Source organism: Chitinivorax sp. B (assembly GCF_005503445.1).
Lineage (GTDB): Bacteria > Pseudomonadota > Gammaproteobacteria > Burkholderiales > SCOH01 > Chitinivorax.
Window position 1 is genome coordinate 1 of sequence record NZ_SCOH01000040.1, and the last position, 19,369, is coordinate 19,369.

Annotated in this window: 18 protein-coding genes and 1 pseudogene; 16 read left to right on the top strand and 3 right to left on the bottom strand. The window is 54.4% G+C overall.

The genetic code is table 11. The annotated features are described in order from the left end of the window. Positions 1 to 12: 12 nt before the first annotated feature. From guaA to FFS57_RS19705, 13 genes and pseudogenes are all read left to right on the top strand, one after another. The gene (guaA, locus tag FFS57_RS19645; RefSeq protein WP_137939525.1) at positions 13 to 1,593 is read left to right on the top strand and encodes a glutamine-hydrolyzing GMP synthase; all 1,581 of its coding nucleotides are present in this window, start codon (positions 13 to 15) and stop codon (positions 1,591 to 1,593) included. 348 nt (positions 1,594 to 1,941) lie between these two features. Continuing rightward, positions 1,942 to 2,598 (top strand): annotated as a pseudogene (locus FFS57_RS25885) (tyrosine-type recombinase/integrase); the annotation flags it as partial. A gap of 235 nt (positions 2,599 to 2,833) precedes the next feature. Beyond that, positions 2,834 to 3,103, top strand: a complete 270-nt coding sequence (locus FFS57_RS25890; protein ID WP_137939527.1) for a topoisomerase DNA-binding C4 zinc finger domain-containing protein — start codon at positions 2,834 to 2,836, stop codon at positions 3,101 to 3,103. Between the two features lie 32 nt (positions 3,104 to 3,135). After that, complete coding sequence (locus FFS57_RS19660) at positions 3,136 to 3,471, top strand: hypothetical protein (RefSeq protein WP_137939528.1); 336 nt, start codon at positions 3,136 to 3,138, stop codon at positions 3,469 to 3,471. 63 nt (positions 3,472 to 3,534) lie between these two features. Beyond that, positions 3,535 to 3,828, top strand: coding sequence for a hypothetical protein (locus FFS57_RS19665; RefSeq protein ID WP_137939529.1), 294 nt, complete (start codon positions 3,535 to 3,537; stop codon positions 3,826 to 3,828). Continuing rightward, positions 3,825 to 5,054 (top strand): nitrilase-related carbon-nitrogen hydrolase, encoded by a 1,230-nt coding sequence (locus FFS57_RS19670; RefSeq protein ID WP_137939530.1) that lies wholly within the window; start codon positions 3,825 to 3,827, stop codon positions 5,052 to 5,054. The genes FFS57_RS19665 and FFS57_RS19670 overlap by 4 nt, the downstream gene beginning before the upstream one ends. Positions 5,055 to 5,173: 119 nt before the next feature. Then, positions 5,174 to 5,743 carry a recombinase family protein gene (locus tag FFS57_RS19675; RefSeq protein WP_137939531.1) on the top strand — a complete coding sequence of 190 codons (570 nt, stop codon included), beginning with the start codon at positions 5,174 to 5,176 and terminating at the stop codon, positions 5,741 to 5,743. A 12-nt stretch (positions 5,744 to 5,755) separates the two neighbouring features. Beyond that, complete coding sequence (locus FFS57_RS19680) at positions 5,756 to 7,516, top strand: Eco57I restriction-modification methylase domain-containing protein (RefSeq protein WP_137939532.1); 1,761 nt, start codon at positions 5,756 to 5,758, stop codon at positions 7,514 to 7,516. Then, positions 7,517 to 8,257: a type-2 restriction endonuclease gene (locus tag FFS57_RS19685; protein WP_137939533.1), complete on the top strand. Its 741-nt coding sequence runs from the start codon at positions 7,517 to 7,519 to the stop codon at positions 8,255 to 8,257. It abuts the gene before it with no gap. A 165-nt stretch (positions 8,258 to 8,422) separates the two neighbouring features. After that, positions 8,423 to 9,415: a PD-(D/E)XK nuclease domain-containing protein gene (locus tag FFS57_RS19690; RefSeq protein ID WP_137939534.1), complete on the top strand. Its 993-nt coding sequence runs from the start codon at positions 8,423 to 8,425 to the stop codon at positions 9,413 to 9,415. Then, the gene (locus tag FFS57_RS19695; RefSeq protein WP_137939535.1) at positions 9,415 to 10,545 is read left to right on the top strand and encodes a hypothetical protein; all 1,131 of its coding nucleotides are present in this window, start codon (positions 9,415 to 9,417) and stop codon (positions 10,543 to 10,545) included. Before FFS57_RS19690 ends, FFS57_RS19695 begins: the two co-directional genes overlap by 1 nt. Before the next feature lie 2 nt (positions 10,546 to 10,547). Beyond that, positions 10,548 to 11,237 (top strand): hypothetical protein, encoded by a 690-nt coding sequence (locus FFS57_RS19700; RefSeq protein WP_249384079.1) that lies wholly within the window; start codon positions 10,548 to 10,550, stop codon positions 11,235 to 11,237. Between the two features lie 491 nt (positions 11,238 to 11,728). Next, on the top strand, positions 11,729 to 12,166 hold the full coding sequence (locus tag FFS57_RS19705) for a hypothetical protein (RefSeq protein WP_137939537.1): 438 nt from the start codon (positions 11,729 to 11,731) through the stop codon (positions 12,164 to 12,166). 90 nt (positions 12,167 to 12,256) lie between these two features. Here FFS57_RS19705 and FFS57_RS19710 read toward each other — a convergent pair whose 3' ends face one another. Continuing rightward, entirely contained in the window at positions 12,257 to 12,541 is a 285-nt protein-coding gene (locus FFS57_RS19710; protein WP_137939538.1) for a hypothetical protein, read from the bottom strand. 617 nt (positions 12,542 to 13,158) lie between these two features. Here FFS57_RS19710 and FFS57_RS19715 point away from each other — a divergent pair. From FFS57_RS19715 to FFS57_RS19725, 3 genes are all read left to right on the top strand, one after another. Continuing rightward, positions 13,159 to 14,898, top strand: a complete 1,740-nt coding sequence (locus FFS57_RS19715) for a serine/threonine-protein kinase (RefSeq protein ID WP_137939539.1) — start codon at positions 13,159 to 13,161, stop codon at positions 14,896 to 14,898. A gap of 90 nt (positions 14,899 to 14,988) precedes the next feature. Beyond that, positions 14,989 to 15,993 carry a polysaccharide deacetylase family protein gene (locus tag FFS57_RS19720; protein ID WP_137939540.1) on the top strand — a complete coding sequence of 335 codons (1,005 nt, stop codon included), beginning with the start codon at positions 14,989 to 14,991 and terminating at the stop codon, positions 15,991 to 15,993. Next, the gene (locus FFS57_RS19725) at positions 15,990 to 16,478 is read left to right on the top strand and encodes a hypothetical protein (protein ID WP_137939541.1); all 489 of its coding nucleotides are present in this window, start codon (positions 15,990 to 15,992) and stop codon (positions 16,476 to 16,478) included. Before FFS57_RS19720 ends, FFS57_RS19725 begins: the two co-directional genes overlap by 4 nt. Positions 16,479 to 16,569: 91 nt before the next feature. On the opposite strand, the gene FFS57_RS19730 is transcribed toward FFS57_RS19725, so the two are convergent. Further along, positions 16,570 to 17,379 (bottom strand): LysM peptidoglycan-binding domain-containing protein, encoded by an 810-nt coding sequence (locus tag FFS57_RS19730; RefSeq protein ID WP_171014085.1) that lies wholly within the window; start codon positions 17,377 to 17,379, stop codon positions 16,570 to 16,572. A gap of 243 nt (positions 17,380 to 17,622) precedes the next feature. Then, the gene (locus tag FFS57_RS19735; protein ID WP_137939543.1) at positions 17,623 to 19,365 is read right to left on the bottom strand and encodes a response regulator; all 1,743 of its coding nucleotides are present in this window, start codon (positions 19,363 to 19,365) and stop codon (positions 17,623 to 17,625) included. Positions 19,366 to 19,369: the final 4 nt, after the last annotated feature.

The window sequence follows — 19,369 nt, forward strand, 5'->3', positions numbered from 1 at the left end:
CCCCCGCAAGGAATGCCCATGGACAAAATCCTTATCCTGGACTTCGGTTCTCAAGTCACCCAACTGATCGCCCGCCGCGTGCGCGAGGCCCACGTCTACTGCGAATTGCACCCGTTCGATATGGATATCGACGCAATCCGCGCGTTTAATCCTAAAGGCATCATCCTGTCCGGCGGGCCCAATTCAGTATACGAAAGTGATTACCAGGCGCACCCTGCCCTGTTTGAACTTGGTGTGCCTGTACTCGGCATCTGCTATGGCATGCAGTGGATGGCGCAAATACTGGGTGGCAAGGTCGAAGCGGGTACCGTACGTGAATTCGGCTACGCCGAAATTCGTGCACGTGGTCACTCCAAATTATTGGAAGGCCTGCAGGATCGCACCAATGATGCTGGCCACGGCTTGCTGGATGTCTGGATGAGCCACGGCGACAAAGTCAGCCAACTACCAGATGGCTTCAAAGTCATGGCAGAAACGCCATCTTGCCCAGTAGCTGCCATGGTCAATGAAAACAAGCATTTCTACGGCTTACAGTTCCACCCGGAAGTCACCCATACCAAACGTGGCACTGAGATGCTACATCGCTTCGTTCTGCATATCTGTGATGCCAAGCCGTCATGGACCATGCCGAACTACATTGACGAAGCCATCGTCAAGATTCGCGAACAAGTAGGTGATGAAGAAGTTATTCTCGGCCTGTCCGGTGGCGTTGACTCCTCTGTCGCGGCAGCATTGATCCACCGCGCCATTGGCGACAAACTGACCTGCGTATTTGTCGATCATGGTTTGTTGCGCCTGAACGAAGGTGAAATGGTCATGGACATGTTCGCCCGCAACCTGGGCGTCAAGGTTATCCATGTCGATGCTAGCGCCGAGTTCATGAAGCACCTGGAAGGCGTGACTGACCCAGAACAAAAGCGCAAGATCATTGGTCGCGAATTCGTGGAAGTCTTCCAACGCGAAGCCAAGAAGCTACCCAATGCCAAATGGCTGGCGCAAGGTACCATCTACCCGGATGTGATCGAATCCGCTGGCGCCAAAACCAAAAAAGCACACACTATCAAGAGTCACCACAACGTTGGTGGCCTACCAGAAACGCTGAATCTGAAGTTGCTGGAGCCGTTGCGCGAGCTATTCAAAGACGAAGTCCGCCAATTGGGTATTGCACTGGGCCTGCCGCATGACATGGTGTATCGCCATCCCTTCCCTGGCCCTGGCCTGGGCGTGCGGATTCTGGGTGAAGTCAAACGTGAATTTGCCGACCTGCTCCGCCGTGCAGATGCGATCTTCATTGAAGAACTGCGCAACACCAAGAATACCGAAGGCAAGAACTGGTACGATCTGACCAGCCAAGCATTCGCCGTGTTCCTGCCAGTCAAATCTGTTGGCGTCATGGGCGATGGCCGCACCTACGATTATGTGGTTGCATTACGTGCTGTCGTCACTACCGACTTCATGACCGCACACTGGGCCGAGCTCCCCTATGACCTGCTGGGCCGCACCTCCAACCGCATCATCAATGAAGTACGTGGCATCAACCGCGTCGTCTACGATGTCAGCGGCAAGCCACCAGCAACCATCGAGTGGGAATGATCAGAACACTAAAAATAGCTCGCATCTGCAAGCACGAAACACCCTCAAGCCCGCGTCAATGCGGGCTTTTTTCATACTTTCGATTTTCATTACCTAGCACCCCCTCCGACAACCAAGCACATCCTTTTCATGGTATTTGCACACCCCTAGCCTATCTATCGCCCAATACCATTCATTGATGATGCATGTTTTCATGGTATCGGAATGGCGCTTTCCCCATAACCCCATCAAGTAAATAGCCATTTAAAACAAGGTAATACAACCTAGAACAACAACCCAATTCGCACTTAATGCCCCCACTTCCAATACCATGAATGGTATTTTGGGGCATCTACCCAAAAACGCTCTATGCTCACTGATACAAAACTCCGCCACCTCAAACCCCAAGACAAACCCTATAAAGTCACTGATCGCGACGGCCTCTACGTTGTCGTTTCGAAAGTCGGCACCATCTCCTTCCGTTACAACTACCAATTCTGTGGTCGTCAAGAAACCGTGACCTTTGGTCAATTTGGCCCGGCCGGCATCTCACTGGCTGAAGCTCGGCAGAAACTGATCGAAGCAAAACGCATCATCGCCCAAGGTATCTCCTCTGCTCGCGAGAAAGCACGTGTCAAACAGCGGATTAAAGATGCGCAAACCTTTGATGACTGGGCCCAGGCTTGGCTAAACGGGCTTGAAATGGCTGATTCGACACGCGATATGCGGCGTGCCTGCTATCAACGCGAACTTGCATCTACGTTTGGTAACAAGCACCTGAACGAAATTACGCACGAAGACTTACGCAATCTCACCAGCCAAATTGCCGCACGCGGCGCACCAGCCACAGCAGTCCATACTCGGGAAGTGGTGATGCAAGTGTTCCGCTGGGCCATTGAGCGTGGGCAAAAAGTGGATAATCCCGCAGACTTGGTCCGGCCAACCTCTATTGCCCGCTTTACACCACGCGAACGTGCCCTCTCCCCTGATGAGATTGGTTTGATGTATGCCTATCTGGATCGGGTTGCCCACCGGGCACGTCATTCGGTCGGCGATTGCCGACTTCCTGCGACAGCAGGAAGAGAAGGACTATTTGGCAGACGTGGAGGCGCGCATAGCGACCGCTATCAACCGGCTTCGCCGCCAGGTCGAAAAGGACCGCGCCGAGCAGCAAATTCTCGTCGGCATGGTGGATTACCTGCGGGAATGGCTGGGGTTCACGTTGCCGACGCCGGCGGACAAGCAGCAAGCCAACGACCTCATGCGTGAGCGCAACAAGAATTTCTTGGAGCGATTGCCATTGCAATTCACGAACAGTACCAAAGCCAAGGTCACGACTTTCATGGAGGGACACACCCGGCAGGCGCAACCATGCCCGAAATGTCACACCGGTTCGCTCTTCCTGAAGGAGGGAAAGAAAGGGCTGTTTTGGTACTGCAGCAATTGGCAGTCGTCGCCCAAGTGCGAGGCGACTTTTCAGGATGCCGGCGGCCGGCCACTTTTGCCCAGCGCCGAAGCCAGCCAGCAGTAAACGTGCAACTCAACAGACTTGGAGAATTGAAAATGCGAAACCAAATCAAGATGAATTCGGCCATGGCAATGCTGACCCAGGCCACGGCCATCAATCATGTGTTCGATGAGGGGGCTGAAGAACTGGGCTGCGGCCCGGTGAATTACGCGATTGAACTTGATGGCCAGCTCTATCTGGTGTGCCACGATGACGACACCGAGAGAATGATCGTAGTGCCGGTTGACCGTTGGGAGCTGGAAAACTTGCTGGAAGCAATTGACGATCCGTTGTCGGTACTGTCGCTTCGGGAACTGGACAGCAAGTCTCTGGAAAAGGTGGCAGCACGAACGATTGCGGCGTTCGCACTGCCTGCCACGACGACCCATTGAGAGAGTTGCCATGACCCAACAACGATACACCAAGAATCGGGGAGGCTGAAGATGGCTTTCTTCGTGACTCATGTTCGCAGCGAGGCCCAGGGCAGAATTCACGCAACCCTGCCGGATTTCAACTTGTACGTGTTCGCTCAAGCGATTCGTGACGTGCCCGAACAGCTGCAGAAGGCACTGGCTGAGCAATACCGAGGGCCTGTCCCAGAGTCGTTGGATATCGAGGACTGGCAAGACGACGCTAGCTATCGGGGCGGCTGGTGGCTTTGGCTCAACCTCGACGTGGACGCCCTCACTAGTCGCAGTAGACGCCGGCGAAAGTTGAAGTCTGTACCTGTCCAGGATGCAACATCTTGAGCGCCGAAATGGCTGTTTCGGGGTGGGCACGTTCTTGGCTGAAGCTGAGCGACAGGATGGCGCTTCTGGTGGCGGGCGGCTCCTTGTGCGGCTTTGCGTGGGGGCATGAGGGGCTGCACTCGCTTGCCGGCCTGGCGGCCGCTATGCCCCTGCTGTGGAGCTTGGCTGGCTCTCGCTGGTGGGCTGGCATGATCGCGCTGGCTTATTACCTGGCTGCCAGTCGTGGCCTGCCGTTCGGTGCCGGCATCTTCTTCGCGGAATCGGCTCCTTTGTGGTTCAGCTGGGCGCTATGGCTCGCCGCCGGTCTGGTCAACGCGCTGCCCTGGCTTCTCCTTTGGAGTCAACACCCACGCCGCCAGGCGTGGACCATGCCGGCAGCGCTCGCACTGACGGCGCTGCCTCCAGTGGGATTCATCGGCTGGGTGAACCCGCTGACGGCCGCCGGCGTTCTCTTTCCTGGTCTTGGCTTTGTCGGCTTGGCCTGCCTGGTGGCCAGTCTTGTTTTGGCTGTGTTACGCCGTTGGCCAGCGGTCGCAATTCTGGCCAGCGTTGCAGTGGCCTCCAACATTGTCGCGCTTCAGGCAAAACCTGAACCATGGGTTTCGGCCTGGTCAGGGCAAGACACTGCCTTTGCACGGCTGCAGACTGCCGCAGCTCCTAACTTCCTGGCTGAAGGTCAGCGCATGGCGCAAGTTCTCATGATCGCCAGCCAGCTGCAACCTGGTCGCGTTCTGGTTATGCCGGAAACCGTCCTGCCGCGTGTGCGCCAGGTCAATGACTTCAACGCCTCAATGTTGGCTGATTTGTCGGCACAGCTGAAGGCCAAAGGTAGCGCGGTCCTGATTGGCGCGGAAGTGGTTGGCCCAGCAGGGCATCAATTGCAGAATGCCCTGGTTGTCCTCGGCGACGAGTCCGCGCCACTGGTCCAGCGGGTGCCGGTGCCGATTGGCATGTGGCGGCCCTGGTCTGCCGAATCCATCGCGGCCGATCCGCTAGCCAGCGGCATCGCTCTGGTTGCCGGCCGTAAGGTTGCGTACTCGATCTGCTATGAACAGCTCCTTGTTTATCCCATGCTGGTCAGCCTTGCGCACTCGCCCGATGTGCTGGTGGGTGCTGCGAACGATTGGTGGGCGCGTGAGACAAGCATTCCGACGATCCAAGGACAGGCGCTGGATGCTTGGGGGGCTTTGTTTGGCCTGCCGGTGGTACGCGCCACGAACATCTGAGCGGGTTGTCCAACAAACGGTCGTTTTCTGGACACGCTGCGGAATCGCCGATTGATCTATCCCTGAGACATTCGATCTGTTAATATTGGCGTCAATTTTTCTATGTTTTGGTACTGTCAATGAAACAACGCATCGGCTATGCCCGCGTTTCGATGGATGACCAGCACCTTGATTTGCAGAGGGACGCGCTGACGAAAGCCGGTTGCAGCATCATCTACGAGGAAGCGGCCAGCGGGAAATCGACCGCTCGACCTGAGCTTGAGCAGTGCCGAAAGGCGCTGCGAGAGGGTGACACCCTCGTGGTTTGGCGACTGGATCGACTCGGGCGCAGCCTGCCGGACTTGGTGCATGTCGTGGCCGAACTGGAACAGCGCGGCATCGGTTTTGAGAGCCTGACCGAGAAGATTGAGACGGACAGCGCATCGGGCAGGTTGGTTTTCCATGTGTTCGCTGCCCTGTCAGAGTTCGAGCGGAACTTGATTCGCGAGCGCACACAGGCCGGTCTAGCTGCTGCCCGTGCCCGTGGTCGGGCTGGTGGCCGTAAGCCGAAGCTGGATGAGCAGCAGGTGCGGGAAATCAAGGCGCTTTTGCGCGACCCGGACATTCAGGTGGCAGACGTGGCTCGCCGCTATGGCGTGTCACGCACCACCCTTTACAAACACGTCGGCGTCATAACGCCGCGCCAATGAGGACGAGACGGAATGCTCCGACAAGTAGATCGCATCGACAGCCCGAACCATAAGGTTGTGGCTCGCGTTGCAAGAGAGCCAAGTGCCTCCGTTGCTTGTCCTGTAAGTGCTGCGACTGAGGTGCTGGCAACAGAGGGCGGGCTCGAGGCTCGCGGGGCAATTTTCACCCGCCCCGAAGTGGTTGATTTTATCCTTGACCTTGCAGGCTATACGAAGGATCAGCCGCTTCACACAAAGCGGCTATTAGAGCCGTCATTCGGTGGTGGAGACTTCCTGCTGCCGATCATTGAACGACTGTTGAATGCATGGCAGGCCACGGGATCGAACGGGTCTGTGCTTGACTCATTGAGCGACGCGATTCGGGCGGTCGAGCTGCACCATGACACCTTCCGAAATACCTATGCCAGCGTTGTTGCGCTTCTCAAGCGCAGGGGGATAGCTGCAAATACTGCAACGGCTTTGGCTGGCCGCTGGTTGTTGCAAGGGGATTTCCTGCTGGCCCCATTGGATGGGGAATTCGATTTCGTGGTGGGAAATCCACCCTATGTCCGACAGGAGTTGATTCCCGCCCCATTATTGGCCGCGTACCGCAGTCGCTACCAGACAATGTATGACCGGGCGGACATCTACATTCCCTTCATCGAGCGGTCGCTGTCGGCCTTGTCGGTTGGCGGTAATTTGGGCTTCATCTGCGCTGATCGCTGGATGAAGAACCGCTATGGTGGGCCGCTGCGCAGCCTTGTGGCCGAGCGGTTCCATTTGAAGGTCTATGTCGATATGGTGGATACACCGGCTTTCCAATCAGATGTGATCGCCTATCCGGCTATCACCATCATCAGCCGTGAAGAGCCGAGGACAACACGCATTGCTCACCGTCCAGCCATTGACCGGGAGACTCTAACCACACTGGCGGGCTTACTGCATGCGCCGACGCTGCCGAAGGACGCAGGGCCAGTGCGGGAACTCGCCCGCGTCACCAATGGCGCAGAGCCGTGGCTGCTGGAATCTGCCGACCAGATGGCGCTTATTCGCCGACTTGAAGGTACTTTTCCCCTGTTGGAAGAAGTGGGGTGCAAGATCGGCATAGGTGTCGCAACTGGCGCTGATAAAGCATTCATCGGGGACTTCAAAGTGCTCGATGTCGAGCCGGATCGTAAGCTACCGCTGGTGACAACCAAGGACATTATGACCGGCGAGGTGCAATGGTGTGGGCAGGGCGTCATTAATCCCTTTGCCGAACCGGGTGGTCTGGTTGATCTCGCTGAATATCCACGCCTACGGCGCTACCTTGAGGCTCGTCGAGGGGTGATTGCCGGACGCCATTGCGCACAGAAAGCACCGGCCAGCTGGTATCGCACGATTGACCGCATTACGCCTGCGTTGGCCGCAAGACCGAAGCTCCTGATCCCGGATATCAAGGGAGAGGCGCACGTCGTCTTTGAAAGTGGTGGGCTGTATCCCCACCACAACCTCTACTACGTTACGTCAGATGACTGGGACTTGCGAGCCTTGCAGGCGGTACTGCTGTCCGCCGTCACTCGCCTGTTCGTAGCGACCTATTCAACGAAAATGCGGGGAGGATTTTTGCGCTTCCAGGCGCAGTACCTGCGTCGCATCCGCATCCCACACTGGGCAGATGTGCCTGGGCCGCTGCGTCGTGAGTTGGCCGCATCTGCCATTAAACGAGATGTGCAAGCCTGCAACCGGGCTGTGTTCAAACTCTATGGCCTGAACCACGAAGAACGATCTGCCCTTGGAGGCAATGGAGAATAAATGGCACTTGATCTCGTCAACTACGAACAAAAAGCCCGTGACGCCGTGAAGGCATTTTGGGGGAATCGCCAAGCTGCGCGGCAGAAGCAGGTTGAGTCCGGAAAGGCTGACCAGGGTGAACGCGCCGGTGTCACCGGTGGCAAGAACATGGACGGGTTCTTGGCTTTGGTACTCGACATCATCAAGGCCAACGGGCTGGCCCATGCAGAGATTCACCAGAACAAGGCGATGCTGACCTTGCCAGGCTATTTCCGCCCCACGAAGCTATGGGATCTACTGGTGATCTACAAGGGTGAACTGATCGCAGCCATTGAACTAAAGAGTCAGGTTGGCCCATCGTTCGGAAATAACTTCAACAACCGAACAGAGGAAGCTATCGGAACAGCGCATGACCTTTGGACGGCCTTCCGAGAAGAAGCGTTTGGTAAGCAGCCGCGCCCCTTTGTCGGATGGCTCATGATGGTCGAGGATGCCCCGGAATCACGCAGGCCCGTACGTGACTCATCGCCGCATTTCCCTGTGTTCGAGGAATTCAAAGGAGCGTCATACCTCAAGCGGTATGACCTGCTGTGTCAGCGCCTGGTGCAAGAGCAGCTTTACACCACCGCAGCCGTCATCGCTGCGGAGCGCAGTGCGGTGGATACCGGCGATTTCACCGAGCTATCGTCGATGACGAGTCTCAGGACGTTTGTGGCAGCGCTGGCTGGTCACATCGCAGCAGAGGCAGCACGGTTAGGCTGATGACAAAAGGGGCCAAGTGCTCGATTTGCGATCTGTGCGAATGTGATGCTTAGCCTGGCAGTAGAGAGCAACGCATGATAAGCAAATTTACACAGTGCGCCGATATACTTTAGACGCAAGTCATCCGTAACACTAGAAAAGTGGGTTAACCGACAGGGAGCGTAAATGTCAGCGGAGAATGAGAATACTGCAAAACTTGCTGAGATCGCAGCAACAGAGCTATTCAGCGAGTTCTTTTGGGAGCGTAGTGGCCCGACGAACCATGACTGGCCGTGTGAAGATCAAGAGCGGCACGACGTTAAAACGCATCCATGTGATGTCGTTTATTACTACGACGAACCATATTCTCCGATCAGAACCTACGTCCATTGCGACCTGAAAAGCTATGCCAAAGGGACGATTCGTCCCGCTTCGGTTAAATCCGCCATCGAGAGTCTGGCAAAGCAGGTTGCGTGCGCTGACAAGAGTGATCGCTGGCGGGAACTTCATGGCCACGATCATGTGACTGCTTCAATCTGTGGGCTCTTGTTTGTATATAACCACGATGGGGAATACGAAGCAGATTTTCAGAAGAATCTAATCGGAATAAACCCAGAATCCTTACATCTTCCCAGGAGTGCAAAGCTCTTCGTGCTTGGGCCGAAAGAAATATTCTGGCTAGACAACATCCGTGATGAGGTGCAGAGAATGCGAGGCAAGCGGCCTGCCGAGCTGCCATCGCATGAGTTCTGCACATACTTTCATCCGCAGTTGAACCGTCGTGCGAATCTTCAGGCGAGAACCGCCAAAGCCGCCACGCTGGAAATGCTGACATCCCCCATAATTATTCTCGAACATCGCGATCCGAAAGGGAGTGCGAAGCGGGGTGTTGTGGTCTTCTATTCCAGAAAAGGGGAGACTGCGGACGAGTTTATGTATCTGATTGATACTCTTCGCAAGTACGAACTGTTGGACGACAACACGGCAGTCACCATCAAAACACTTGGCGCATCGCCAATTTCATCGCCTACCTTCCAGCGTGCGCAGCAGCAATATATTGAAGGCATCAATGTTGACGCCAGCAAGACTGATTTGGCAGGTTATGTGAATGCAATCAAGTACGAGCCTATGAATAAGGTCAAGAGCACCTATTCGGCAATTGATTTGGGGACATGGTAATGGCTGAGTTTCTCGATCACCTGAGCGCCAACGATAACGATATTTACGACTTGCTAATTTCAGGCAAGCAAAGGCTAACGGCCGCCGTGCTACGTGAATTGGCACGAGACAGAGGGATTTTCTACTCGCCCGAGGACTCTCGGGAAGAGTTGGCTGATCGCCTATCTCTGTTGCCGCATGATTTTCATGACATCGCAGGTATTGTCCAAAAGCGAGAACCAGCCCATCGGCGTGAAAGGACGACCTTCGTGCGACTGGGCTCTCAGCTCTCTGTTGAGGAGATGAAAGAAGCGGCTACAGCCTACGCCGAGGCCGTTGGGGTCAGTGAGAACGTCACGCATCGGCCAAAGGGTGGAACGGGCTACGCAGTCAACATTTCTTACGAGGAATTCAACCACACGCGAACCCGGCTGCTTCAGCGCGAGCGCCATGAAGCCGGTATTGAGTTCTTTGTGGAAAATGGCCAGACCGTGGTCAGGCTCCCTGCAACCGACAAGGCAAAGCGCGTTGTGGCCGCGATCAAGGAGACGGTCGAGCAGAAACGGAAGGAAAAGATCGTTGAGGAAACGATTGAACTGACCGGCCTCACCACCCCTGCGTTGCGATCCAAGTTTTTTACGCGCTTGATCTCATCATTGCCGGGATACAAACTCAAGAACGTAATGAACTTGAAGGTGTCATCGCTGCAAACGAAGGGCGAGGACGACGAAGATAACCTTGATTTGGAAGATGACCTTGAGGATGGAGCTGCAAAGGAGATGTTTGCAGCAGTCGTGCATAGCATGGCGTTGTCAGGGCAAAACCTTGTGCAGTCTCAGGAATACAAAGACCTTACTGCTCGCGGTTTTTTCATTACGGCAATTACATGGCGCTCAGAGCATGAGCGCGAACCGAATGACATTATTCAGTTTGACGCTGGATTCGAAGATCGTAAGACGGGCACTGGCTTTCGGTATCAAGCGCAAGGCGCCTTTCGAGCGCACAAAGGAACACACCGAAAGTCGATTGTGCATGTGACTGATGCAGAGAAAGCTCAGCTATTTTCGCTCGTTGAAGAAACCGCCAGGAAGGTATTAGCTGACCTGCTGAAAGAAGCTGCCGATGACGAACCCGGTGATTCCAAGGAGTGACCATGAAAAGATTTCGCTGGTTCCAAGTTGAATGGCCCACTTCGATTCGCACATTGGCGAAGCGAATCAAGATGCGTACATTCGAAGGCGAATCGGGGCACGGATTTTTCATTGACCGAGTGCGTGACGATTATCTTGAGGCCCGCTACGTGGAGCGGGTGGAATACACCGATGTCGTCGTTGATCCCTTCGGGAAAGAGCTGACCTTTGATCGAGTTGAGTTCCGTCAAACGCTGTTTAGAGCTTCTTTAGCGGCACCTGGTCTGGAACTAATTGACCCGCCGCGCAATGTCCAGGCGCTGATGAATAGGCTGTCTGAGGCGGTAGATTTTGAGGTTGCCATAACGCCTGCGGTGGTCGATGTTTTGTCTTGGTCGGCTGTGCTCCAGAACGTCGGCGGGGTGTCATCGGTTGTGGACTCTCTCCAAATCGGTGCTTTGGAGATCGATGCAGGCATCGTCGCGAAGGTTGTAATCAAGGGTGAGCGGGACGTGCGTGTCGCCTGTGCAGCACTTACCCAGGACAGGAAGTTCGCGATGGAGAAGATCCAGCTTCGACTGTCCAGTCCTTACAAAGGGACGGTGGTGCTGTCGTCAGCGGGGACTGCTGCACTTAGCTCTGAGGACACTATCGAGCAATTGTTGGAGCCATTGCGTCTAGCTCTAACCGACGCGATGCAGCGAGCGAAGTAAGATTGCTTGGAATTAGCATGGTATTTTTCATGGCATCAATTGTTGCTTTATATGCAACTTGTTGTTTTTAAAAGAAAATTTCACTCAAAATACAATCGAGTGGGAATGATTTGGGTTCCGGCATCACTTGGCACCTCAATGCACTAAATAAGCCCTAAGCCCGCATCGCTGTGGGCTTTTTGCTGCTTGCGTCATCTAGCATGACAAAGAACTAATTGACTACGCGTAAGCCAGTGTTGTTCAACGACACGCCATGCAAAATCAGCAACCGCAGGACTTGGCCTGCTCAACTGCAACCGTAGTAGCATTCATGGCAGATTCCTCTTGTTGAGTGAGGCTGATCCCCATTTAACAATGCAGATCAGTTACGCCTACTTTGGGCCACAAATTCAGGGGGTCCATCCCATCAGTCAACTGGATAGCCCAAAGCTGTGCTTGGTACTGACTATTTTCAACATTAGACCTTTATGAGCCGCCTCCAAAAATTTGTCATGGCCTTTGTCACGGTGTTTTTGACGGCATTGTTGATTTCACCGCCAGTGCTGTATTGGCTTGGATTAAGCGGTGCCCAAGGCTTGCCTGCTAAACCAGTGCTGTTGGCCTCGAAAGAACAGCAACTGCTTGTCTGGCGAAAAGCTCGAGGCATCGGCAGTCCCAAAGTCCATGCAATGAACCCGTATTCAGTAGTAATCGGCTTGCTTTCACCATCCGCGAACCGCACAGATCCCGGTGAATTGGTTGCATGGTGGGTTGCTTCCGGTTATCTGCTTGAGCACCAACGGCACCGTGGCATGATTTGGTGGCATCTGTCCGGAACCGCGCTCACGATCTGGCTTTCTCGCAATTGGTCATGCGAAGAACTGCTATCTGCAGCAGCACTCCCCGATTCATCAGCGAGGTCTAACGCTTCATTCAACGGGACAACCTGAGACAGCCCTTTAATTCAATCGCTGGGCGCAATAGTACGGAGGGAGAGATATAGGGAATTTCTATGCCCATTACACGATCCGCTCAGCGGATCAGGCGCAGACAATTAAGGCACTATCAAACAGAAATACTTTTGTGACGTCAGACTCATTGAAAATACTGTCCAGTTCAATCAAGCCCGCATCAATGCAGGCTTTTTTCATGTGCACCCGGCCGGGCGTGTCGCACGCAAGCACAACCGACTGGTGGTGGCCGTGGCCATGAAGTGCAAGTCCTCTGCACACCCGGTAAGAGGAAAACCAAGGACTTGGCTTATCGTGGCGCTTTGCGCCACTTGAACAGCTTTTGCCGTTCTCCTGCCCCCAGGCGAACAGCACAGGGCTCCAAACAGGCCTCTTGACCTTTGACTGCATAGCCAGTGTGTAACATCAGTAAATAGCTTCCCAATCCCAATGCCACCGTGATGGGCATCGATAGACAACTAAATCTGGCCAATTTCTGGAGGCCTTCAAGTACGTTTCATTTTTCCTCAATACCCTCATCCCAAGCTTAAGCATTGTGCGCTGTCCAATTGGAATTGCTCACTTCAACGTGCCTGGCATTTACTTACCTAAGTGCATATGTAGTGGACACATTCATCGGCATGACAGATGATCAGAGTTATCACCAAAAGCAATCTGTTATCGATTTCAGATTACGCTGAAAAGTAGTTGCTGGATTCGACATAACTTGCAGTTGATTTGCCTGTCGGCTCTGATCGCTCGGCTGAAAACGTTACCTGACTGTGTCAGGTAATCGGTGCCCCCTTCTCCGCCCGTGATATCGATGATTGCAATCTGTTCGATATCCGGCCACCGCACTTGGCGGTATCGCTTGCCATCATCGACTGGCGCAATGAGACAGTCTTTATTCAGCCCGACCGTGTAAAGAGTGGCTTGGCCTGTGCGTACTGCCCGACAGAAAACGTTTAACCAGATTCAATCCGGAGAACACAATGCTCGATCAAACCATGCTCGCCTGGCAGCCCGTACAAAGTGACAGCGACAAAGTCGGGCGTTACCAAATGCGCGAAAAGATTGGTGAAGGTGCCATGGCGCGCGTCTTCAAGGCCTATGACCCGGAAATCGATCGGACCATTGCCATCAAGGTACTGCGACCGGAACTGTCGCGCGTTGAAGACTACCGTACTCGCTTTCTACGTGAATCGCGTGGGGCCGGGGTATTGTCGCACCCCAATATCGTGACCGTATACGACGTCGGCGAGGATGGCGAACAGCCTTATATTGCGATGGAATTCGTCGATGGACACACACTATCTGATCTCCTCAAGAAAAAGGAGGTGCTATCCACGAAGACGGTGGTGGAAATCGGCATTCAATTGGCTAAGGCACTGGATTATGCACACAAACGTGGTGTCATTCATCGCGATGTGAAGCCCGCCAATATTATGCAGCTGAACGATAGTAAAACCATCAAGGTGGCAGATTTCGGTATTTGTCGCATTGAAGGTGGGGATGCCACACAGGCTACCCGCGTAGGGGATGTGCTGGGTACACCCAATTACATGTCTCCCGAGCAGGTCAGTGGTCAAGCAGTAGATGCTCGGTCTGATCTGTTTTCTGCCGGCGTTGTGTTGTACCAGTTGCTGGCGGGTGCTTTGCCTTTTGAAGGTGATACCCTGGTCAGCGTAGCCCTGAAAATCATGAAGTCCGACCCGGTACCGCTTGATAAATTGCGGCCGGATCTACCTTTGAGCCTACGCCGAATCATTGATCGCACACTACGGAAACAACCGGACAAACGTTTTCAGACCGGGGATGAGCTGGCACAGGCACTGATCGGTGTAGCCAAGGAGATAGCCGAGGCAGGCCAGCGCAAGGAGCATGGCCGGTTGATTCCAATCCGGGTACGCTGGGCCTTGATCATGGCGACGATTGTCAGTGTCACCATGGTGCTGGCCAGTGCCTTCATCCATCAACGTCAGGATGAAGCAATGATGCAGCAGGCGATGAGCTATGGCGGCTCGCTGGCCAAATTCATGGCGTCACGTACCTCGTCCTACATTCTGGCGGAGGAATGGACGGAAGTGGATGTCTTCATTCAGGACACCATCAGCCGGCAGGCCTTCAGCCATCTACAGGTGATCGACCATCAGGGGATCGTTCGTGGCAGCAATTTACCATCGCAAATTGGTACCCGTTATGTAACACAGGATGGTGACGTGCTGACCAGTCACGAGTCGGGTGTCAAGGTCCAGCGCTACCAGCTACCCAATCAACGCGAGGTCCTGGATTTTGAAGCACCGGTGGTCTTTCAAAGCCGCACTATCGGCACAGTGCATCTGGGTATTTTCCTGTCGCCGCTGACTGAAGTTTCCCGCCTGACGTTACTGATGCTGGGCGCACTGATTCTGGTGACAACGCTGGCGGTAGCAGCCGGGAGCTATTTCTTGGCACAACGATTGTCAGAGCCATTGCGGGTGCTGCGCAACTCGCTCAAGGAATTGGCACTGGGTCGGTATGACTATCGAATCGGCGAAACCCGTCGTGACGATTTTGGTGAGCTATATGAAGCATTTGATGCTGCCGCGCAGTCATTGCAACAACGGCATGATCTTGATCACCCCGAATTGAAAGGGGACGGTGCCCCGCCCCGCAATCTGGAAACCGTCATTGTGACAGGCGATCAATCGTTGCAACCACAGCCACACCGTAACGCGACCAGCACCGTTTAACAGTAATTAGAGAGGGCACCAACAGTACCCTCTCTTACCATCTGGTCCGATCCCCGGCCATCCAGCAGGTCAACGTGATGGGTCAAATTGATGTCTTTTCAGTTCAATCTACATTATTTGCTATTTGCTGGGCTGGTTTTGATTTTGTCGGCCTGTGGCCATTTGCCCAGCCCGATCCAACCCAATAATCTGATTGGCCGTGATGCCGATTTTGCGGTGGTCTTACCCAGTGAGGGGGATTCGCTGGCCAGCTTGGCCCGGGATTATTTGGGTGATGCTGAACTGGCCTCCCGTATTTCGGAGTTCAATCGCACCCAACAGGCCACGCCAGGTAAAGTGCTGGTGATTCCGCTCAATGCACCTCCCCCTTCTGGTTTGTATAGTCATGGCTACCAGACCATCCCCATTCTGTGTTATCACCGGTTTGGAGATCATCGTGGAAAGCTGACTGTCAGTCGGTCTGCATTTGCGTCCCAAATGGCTTATCTCGCCGACAACGGCTTCAAGGTTATGCCGTTGTCCGCGCTTATCCCTTTTCTCAGGGGGCATGCATCCCTACCGCCAAAAACCGTGATCCTGACCATGGATGATGGATATCGCAGCGTATATGACATCGCGTACCCTGTTTTGAAGCAGCATGGTTTTCCGGCCACGGTGTTTTTATATAGTGATTTTGTGGGCGCCACTGACGCACTGAGCTGGGCGCAAATGCAGGCAATGGAGGCATCCGGCTTAATTGACGTGCAGCCGCATTCGAAAAGCCATGGGAATCTGGCGGTGCTGCAGTCAGGCGAACGTCAACTACAATACCAGGCGAGACTGGAACAGGAAGTGACCACCCCCATCACCGTGCTGCGTTCGCAGTTGGGTGTGAATAGCTACAGCTATGCCTTCCCTTATGGTGACACCAATGAGCACGTGACCAGCTTGTTAACCAAACATGGTGTTGAAATGGGCCTGACCGTCACACCTGGCGGCAATGGCTTCTTTGCTTACCCTCATATGCTGAAACGCACGATGATTTTTGGCGATGATGATCTGGCCACTTTCAAGGCCAAGCTATTGGTATTCGTCAACACACCGCGCAAACCATGAAACCGACAATGATCCCATTGCTGCTTGCGACCTGCGGGCTTGTTGCCTGCAGCACCCCAAGCAAGAGCAGACGGCAATCATACGAACGGATTGCGATCGAACAGGCCATTCGCCAACACGAACAATTGGCCTGGCGCGCTCAGGCCGCAGATGATTTACCCCGCGCGGTAACGCATTGGCAGATTCTGACCTTGTTGGCGCCGACCCATCCGGATTACCAAACCAAACGCGAACAAGCTGAAGCCGCTATACCGGTTGCTATTGCACGCTGGCTGCAACTAGGCCAGCAGGCGCAGCGCAAAGGTCAACTGGACGAGGCAGCTAGCGCAATGCTACGCATTCTGGTTACAGACCCGAATCACGCCGTGGCATTAGCCACGTTACGAGACATTGAACGGCAGCGATCCATCCGCACCCAGGCGGCACGGGCGGCCAAGTTCCGGCAACCGATGCAACCCTCTACCGGCGATCTATCCCCGGATTGATATGGGCCGGCAGAGATATGTGGCTCAACCTGCTCAACACGTCATATGCCAGCAGGTACAGGCTGATAGCGCATAGTAGGAAGATGACACCTTACTTGACCGGGAATTTCTGCAGCTTGGCTTTCAGATCCACCGCCTTGGCCCGGTTGTATTTGGCGTTGGCGTCATCCGGCGCCAGTTGCAGTAGCTGATCCCATTTGCGAATCGATCCGTCAAGATCTTGTCGATGAAATGCCGCCATGGCCTCCTTGCGATAACGTTGAATCAGTGCATTGCGCTGTGCTTGTTGTTGCACCAATTCAGCCTGTGGTTTGGGCATTGGCGCTGGTGGCTCGGCCGGTTTGACGACCGTTTCCGGTACTGGCGCGGGGGCTGGTGCAGGCTCGACTGGCTTGGTCGTCCGGCTGACTGGTGCAGGCTTGGGTGCCTGCCCTGGCACGTTGATGATCTGCCCTGCAGCAAGTCGATTGGGATTGATCAATCCATTGTATTTGGACAGGATATAGAAACGCAGGCGATCCCCCAGGAAGCGTTCCGCCAACTTGGCCATGGTATCGCCAGGTTGCACTACGTAGGCAAAGTGAGCGGCACCCAATTCCTGCTGCGCGTCTGCCTTGATCTGTTCCATCAACTTACGGGCGATCTCATTGGTAGGGTCCAACTGCAACGCGTGTTCCAACAAGGCGCGCGCTGACGCTTCATCGCCATTCTGTAGCAGGTCGCGGGCCTCCAGTGCCTGCCTTTGTGCCTGTGCGCGTGCTTCTGGCGGTGAAATGGTCAAAACTGGCGATTTGACCGCTGGCCCGGACTCATCTGGTGGTGGCACAACACAGGCAGCGCATAACAGGGTAAGGACCAAGATAGCCAGTGGCCGATAGGTTGAGGAGGTTCGTGTGTTCATGCTGAGCATTGGATATCTATAGATCGGGCCTGAATTGGCGGCAATACATCGAGCGGCAATACATGCCAGATTGAAGCGTGCACGTATGGCACGGCACAAGCCCGGGCAAGTCATATGAGCCTATTTTTTCAATGATAGGATCGGCATAAGAACAGTGCAACTATATGCAATATTCGAATATAGAGACTTAATCAATATCGATATCGATATCGATATTGACTTTGTAACGGCTGATGTCCCCACTCAGGTCGGGAGGCTGAAATAGAATGTGGCCCCCTTACCCACCTCGCTCTCTGCCCATACTCTGCCACCATGGCGTTTGATAATACGCTGGATATTGGCAAGGCCGATCCCCGTACCCGGAAACTCATCCGCGCCATGCAAGCGCTGAAAGACCCCGAACAGCTTGTCGTAATAATGCATATCAAAACCGACCCCGTTATCTTTGACGCGATAGATATGCTCCCCACCTTCGGTTTGCCCACTCACCTCCACCAAAGGTTGCGGCTGCTTGCCAGCATATTTCACCGCATTGGATAATAAATTGGCCCAGATCTGCCTGAGCAGCGCCGGATCACCACGGCAGGCTGGCACAGGGGACAAATGCAAGGTTGCCTTGCCGGCAAGCGGGTCTTCGTCACACAACATACGGTAAACGGATTGAACCAATGCGGTCATGTCCACCAACTCTGTCGATACAGTAACGCGCCCCAATCGGGAAAACGTCAGCAGGCTGTCGATCAGATTATTCATGACTGCTGCATTGTCGGTCACCACGGCTAACAGACGCTGCCCCTCGCTCCCCAGTTGCTGACTGAACTGTTCTGTCAGCATACGGGCAAAACCACTCACTGCGCGCAGTGGTGCGCGTAGATCATGTGAAACCGAATAGCTGAAGCTTTCCAGATCCTTGTTGGCCAGTTCCAACTGCGTGGCGCGCTGAGCCAGTGCGATCATCAGATTTACTCTCTCAACCGCCACGGACATCTGGCCGGCAATGGCGATCAGGGCTTTCTCTTCTTCCCCGCCCAACTGACTTCCCTGGGTCATCAGGACACACAACACCCCCATGCATCGTTGCCCTGCCAGCAACGGTACCATGACATGCGGCAAGGCTGGATCATCCATACGTTGCAGGCCAGCATCACCTGCGGCCAACAGCGCCTCACAGGCGGCCTTGCAGGCCGCCGATCCCGCATAGGCGATGGCGGTCGATGTCAACCCTGGGCCCACGTGCAAACGCATCCCATCCAAATCAATCAGCCATACCCAGCCCGACTGAAAGGGAGGCAAGCTGCCCAACCCTTGCAATGAGATATCCGTAATATCCTGCATCGTATTGGCCACACTCAAGGTACGGGCAATCCTGTACAACGTCCTGATCATGTGATTGGAACGGGCGATCTCGCGCTGCTGGACCGCCAGTTGCTCATTCATATGCACTGCTTCTTCATAAGTTGATACCAGCAAATCAACAATCTGCTCGCGCTCGGAATTGATGAAGTGGCGCTTGCCGTCCAACATCAGCTCCATCCCGATCTCAACCTTGCGACCTTGCCGTAACTCACGATTGAGCAGGATATAGTTGATGCGCGACAACAACATCTCGAAATCGTAGGGCTTGCGTACAAAATTGTCAGCCCCGCACTCCAGGCTCTTGGCAATATCCTGCATGCCAGCCAGGGAAGTGACCATCAGGACTGGAATATCCCGTAGCTCAGGGTTGGATTTGATGGCACTGCATAACTGGTAACCATCCATCTCTGGCATCACCACATCGGTAATCAACAACGCCGGCCGATGCTGTGCCGCCATTTCCAGCGCGATCCGGCCGTTGGCAGCGGTCATCGTACGGCAACCATATTGTTGCAACATGAAAGACAATTGCTCTGCCTGTGTCGGGCTGTCTTCCGCAATCAAAATGAGCGTACCGCGCAACGTGTTGTTGGCTTGAGCTTCCACAAACACCTCCTTGTTCGATGTCACCAAC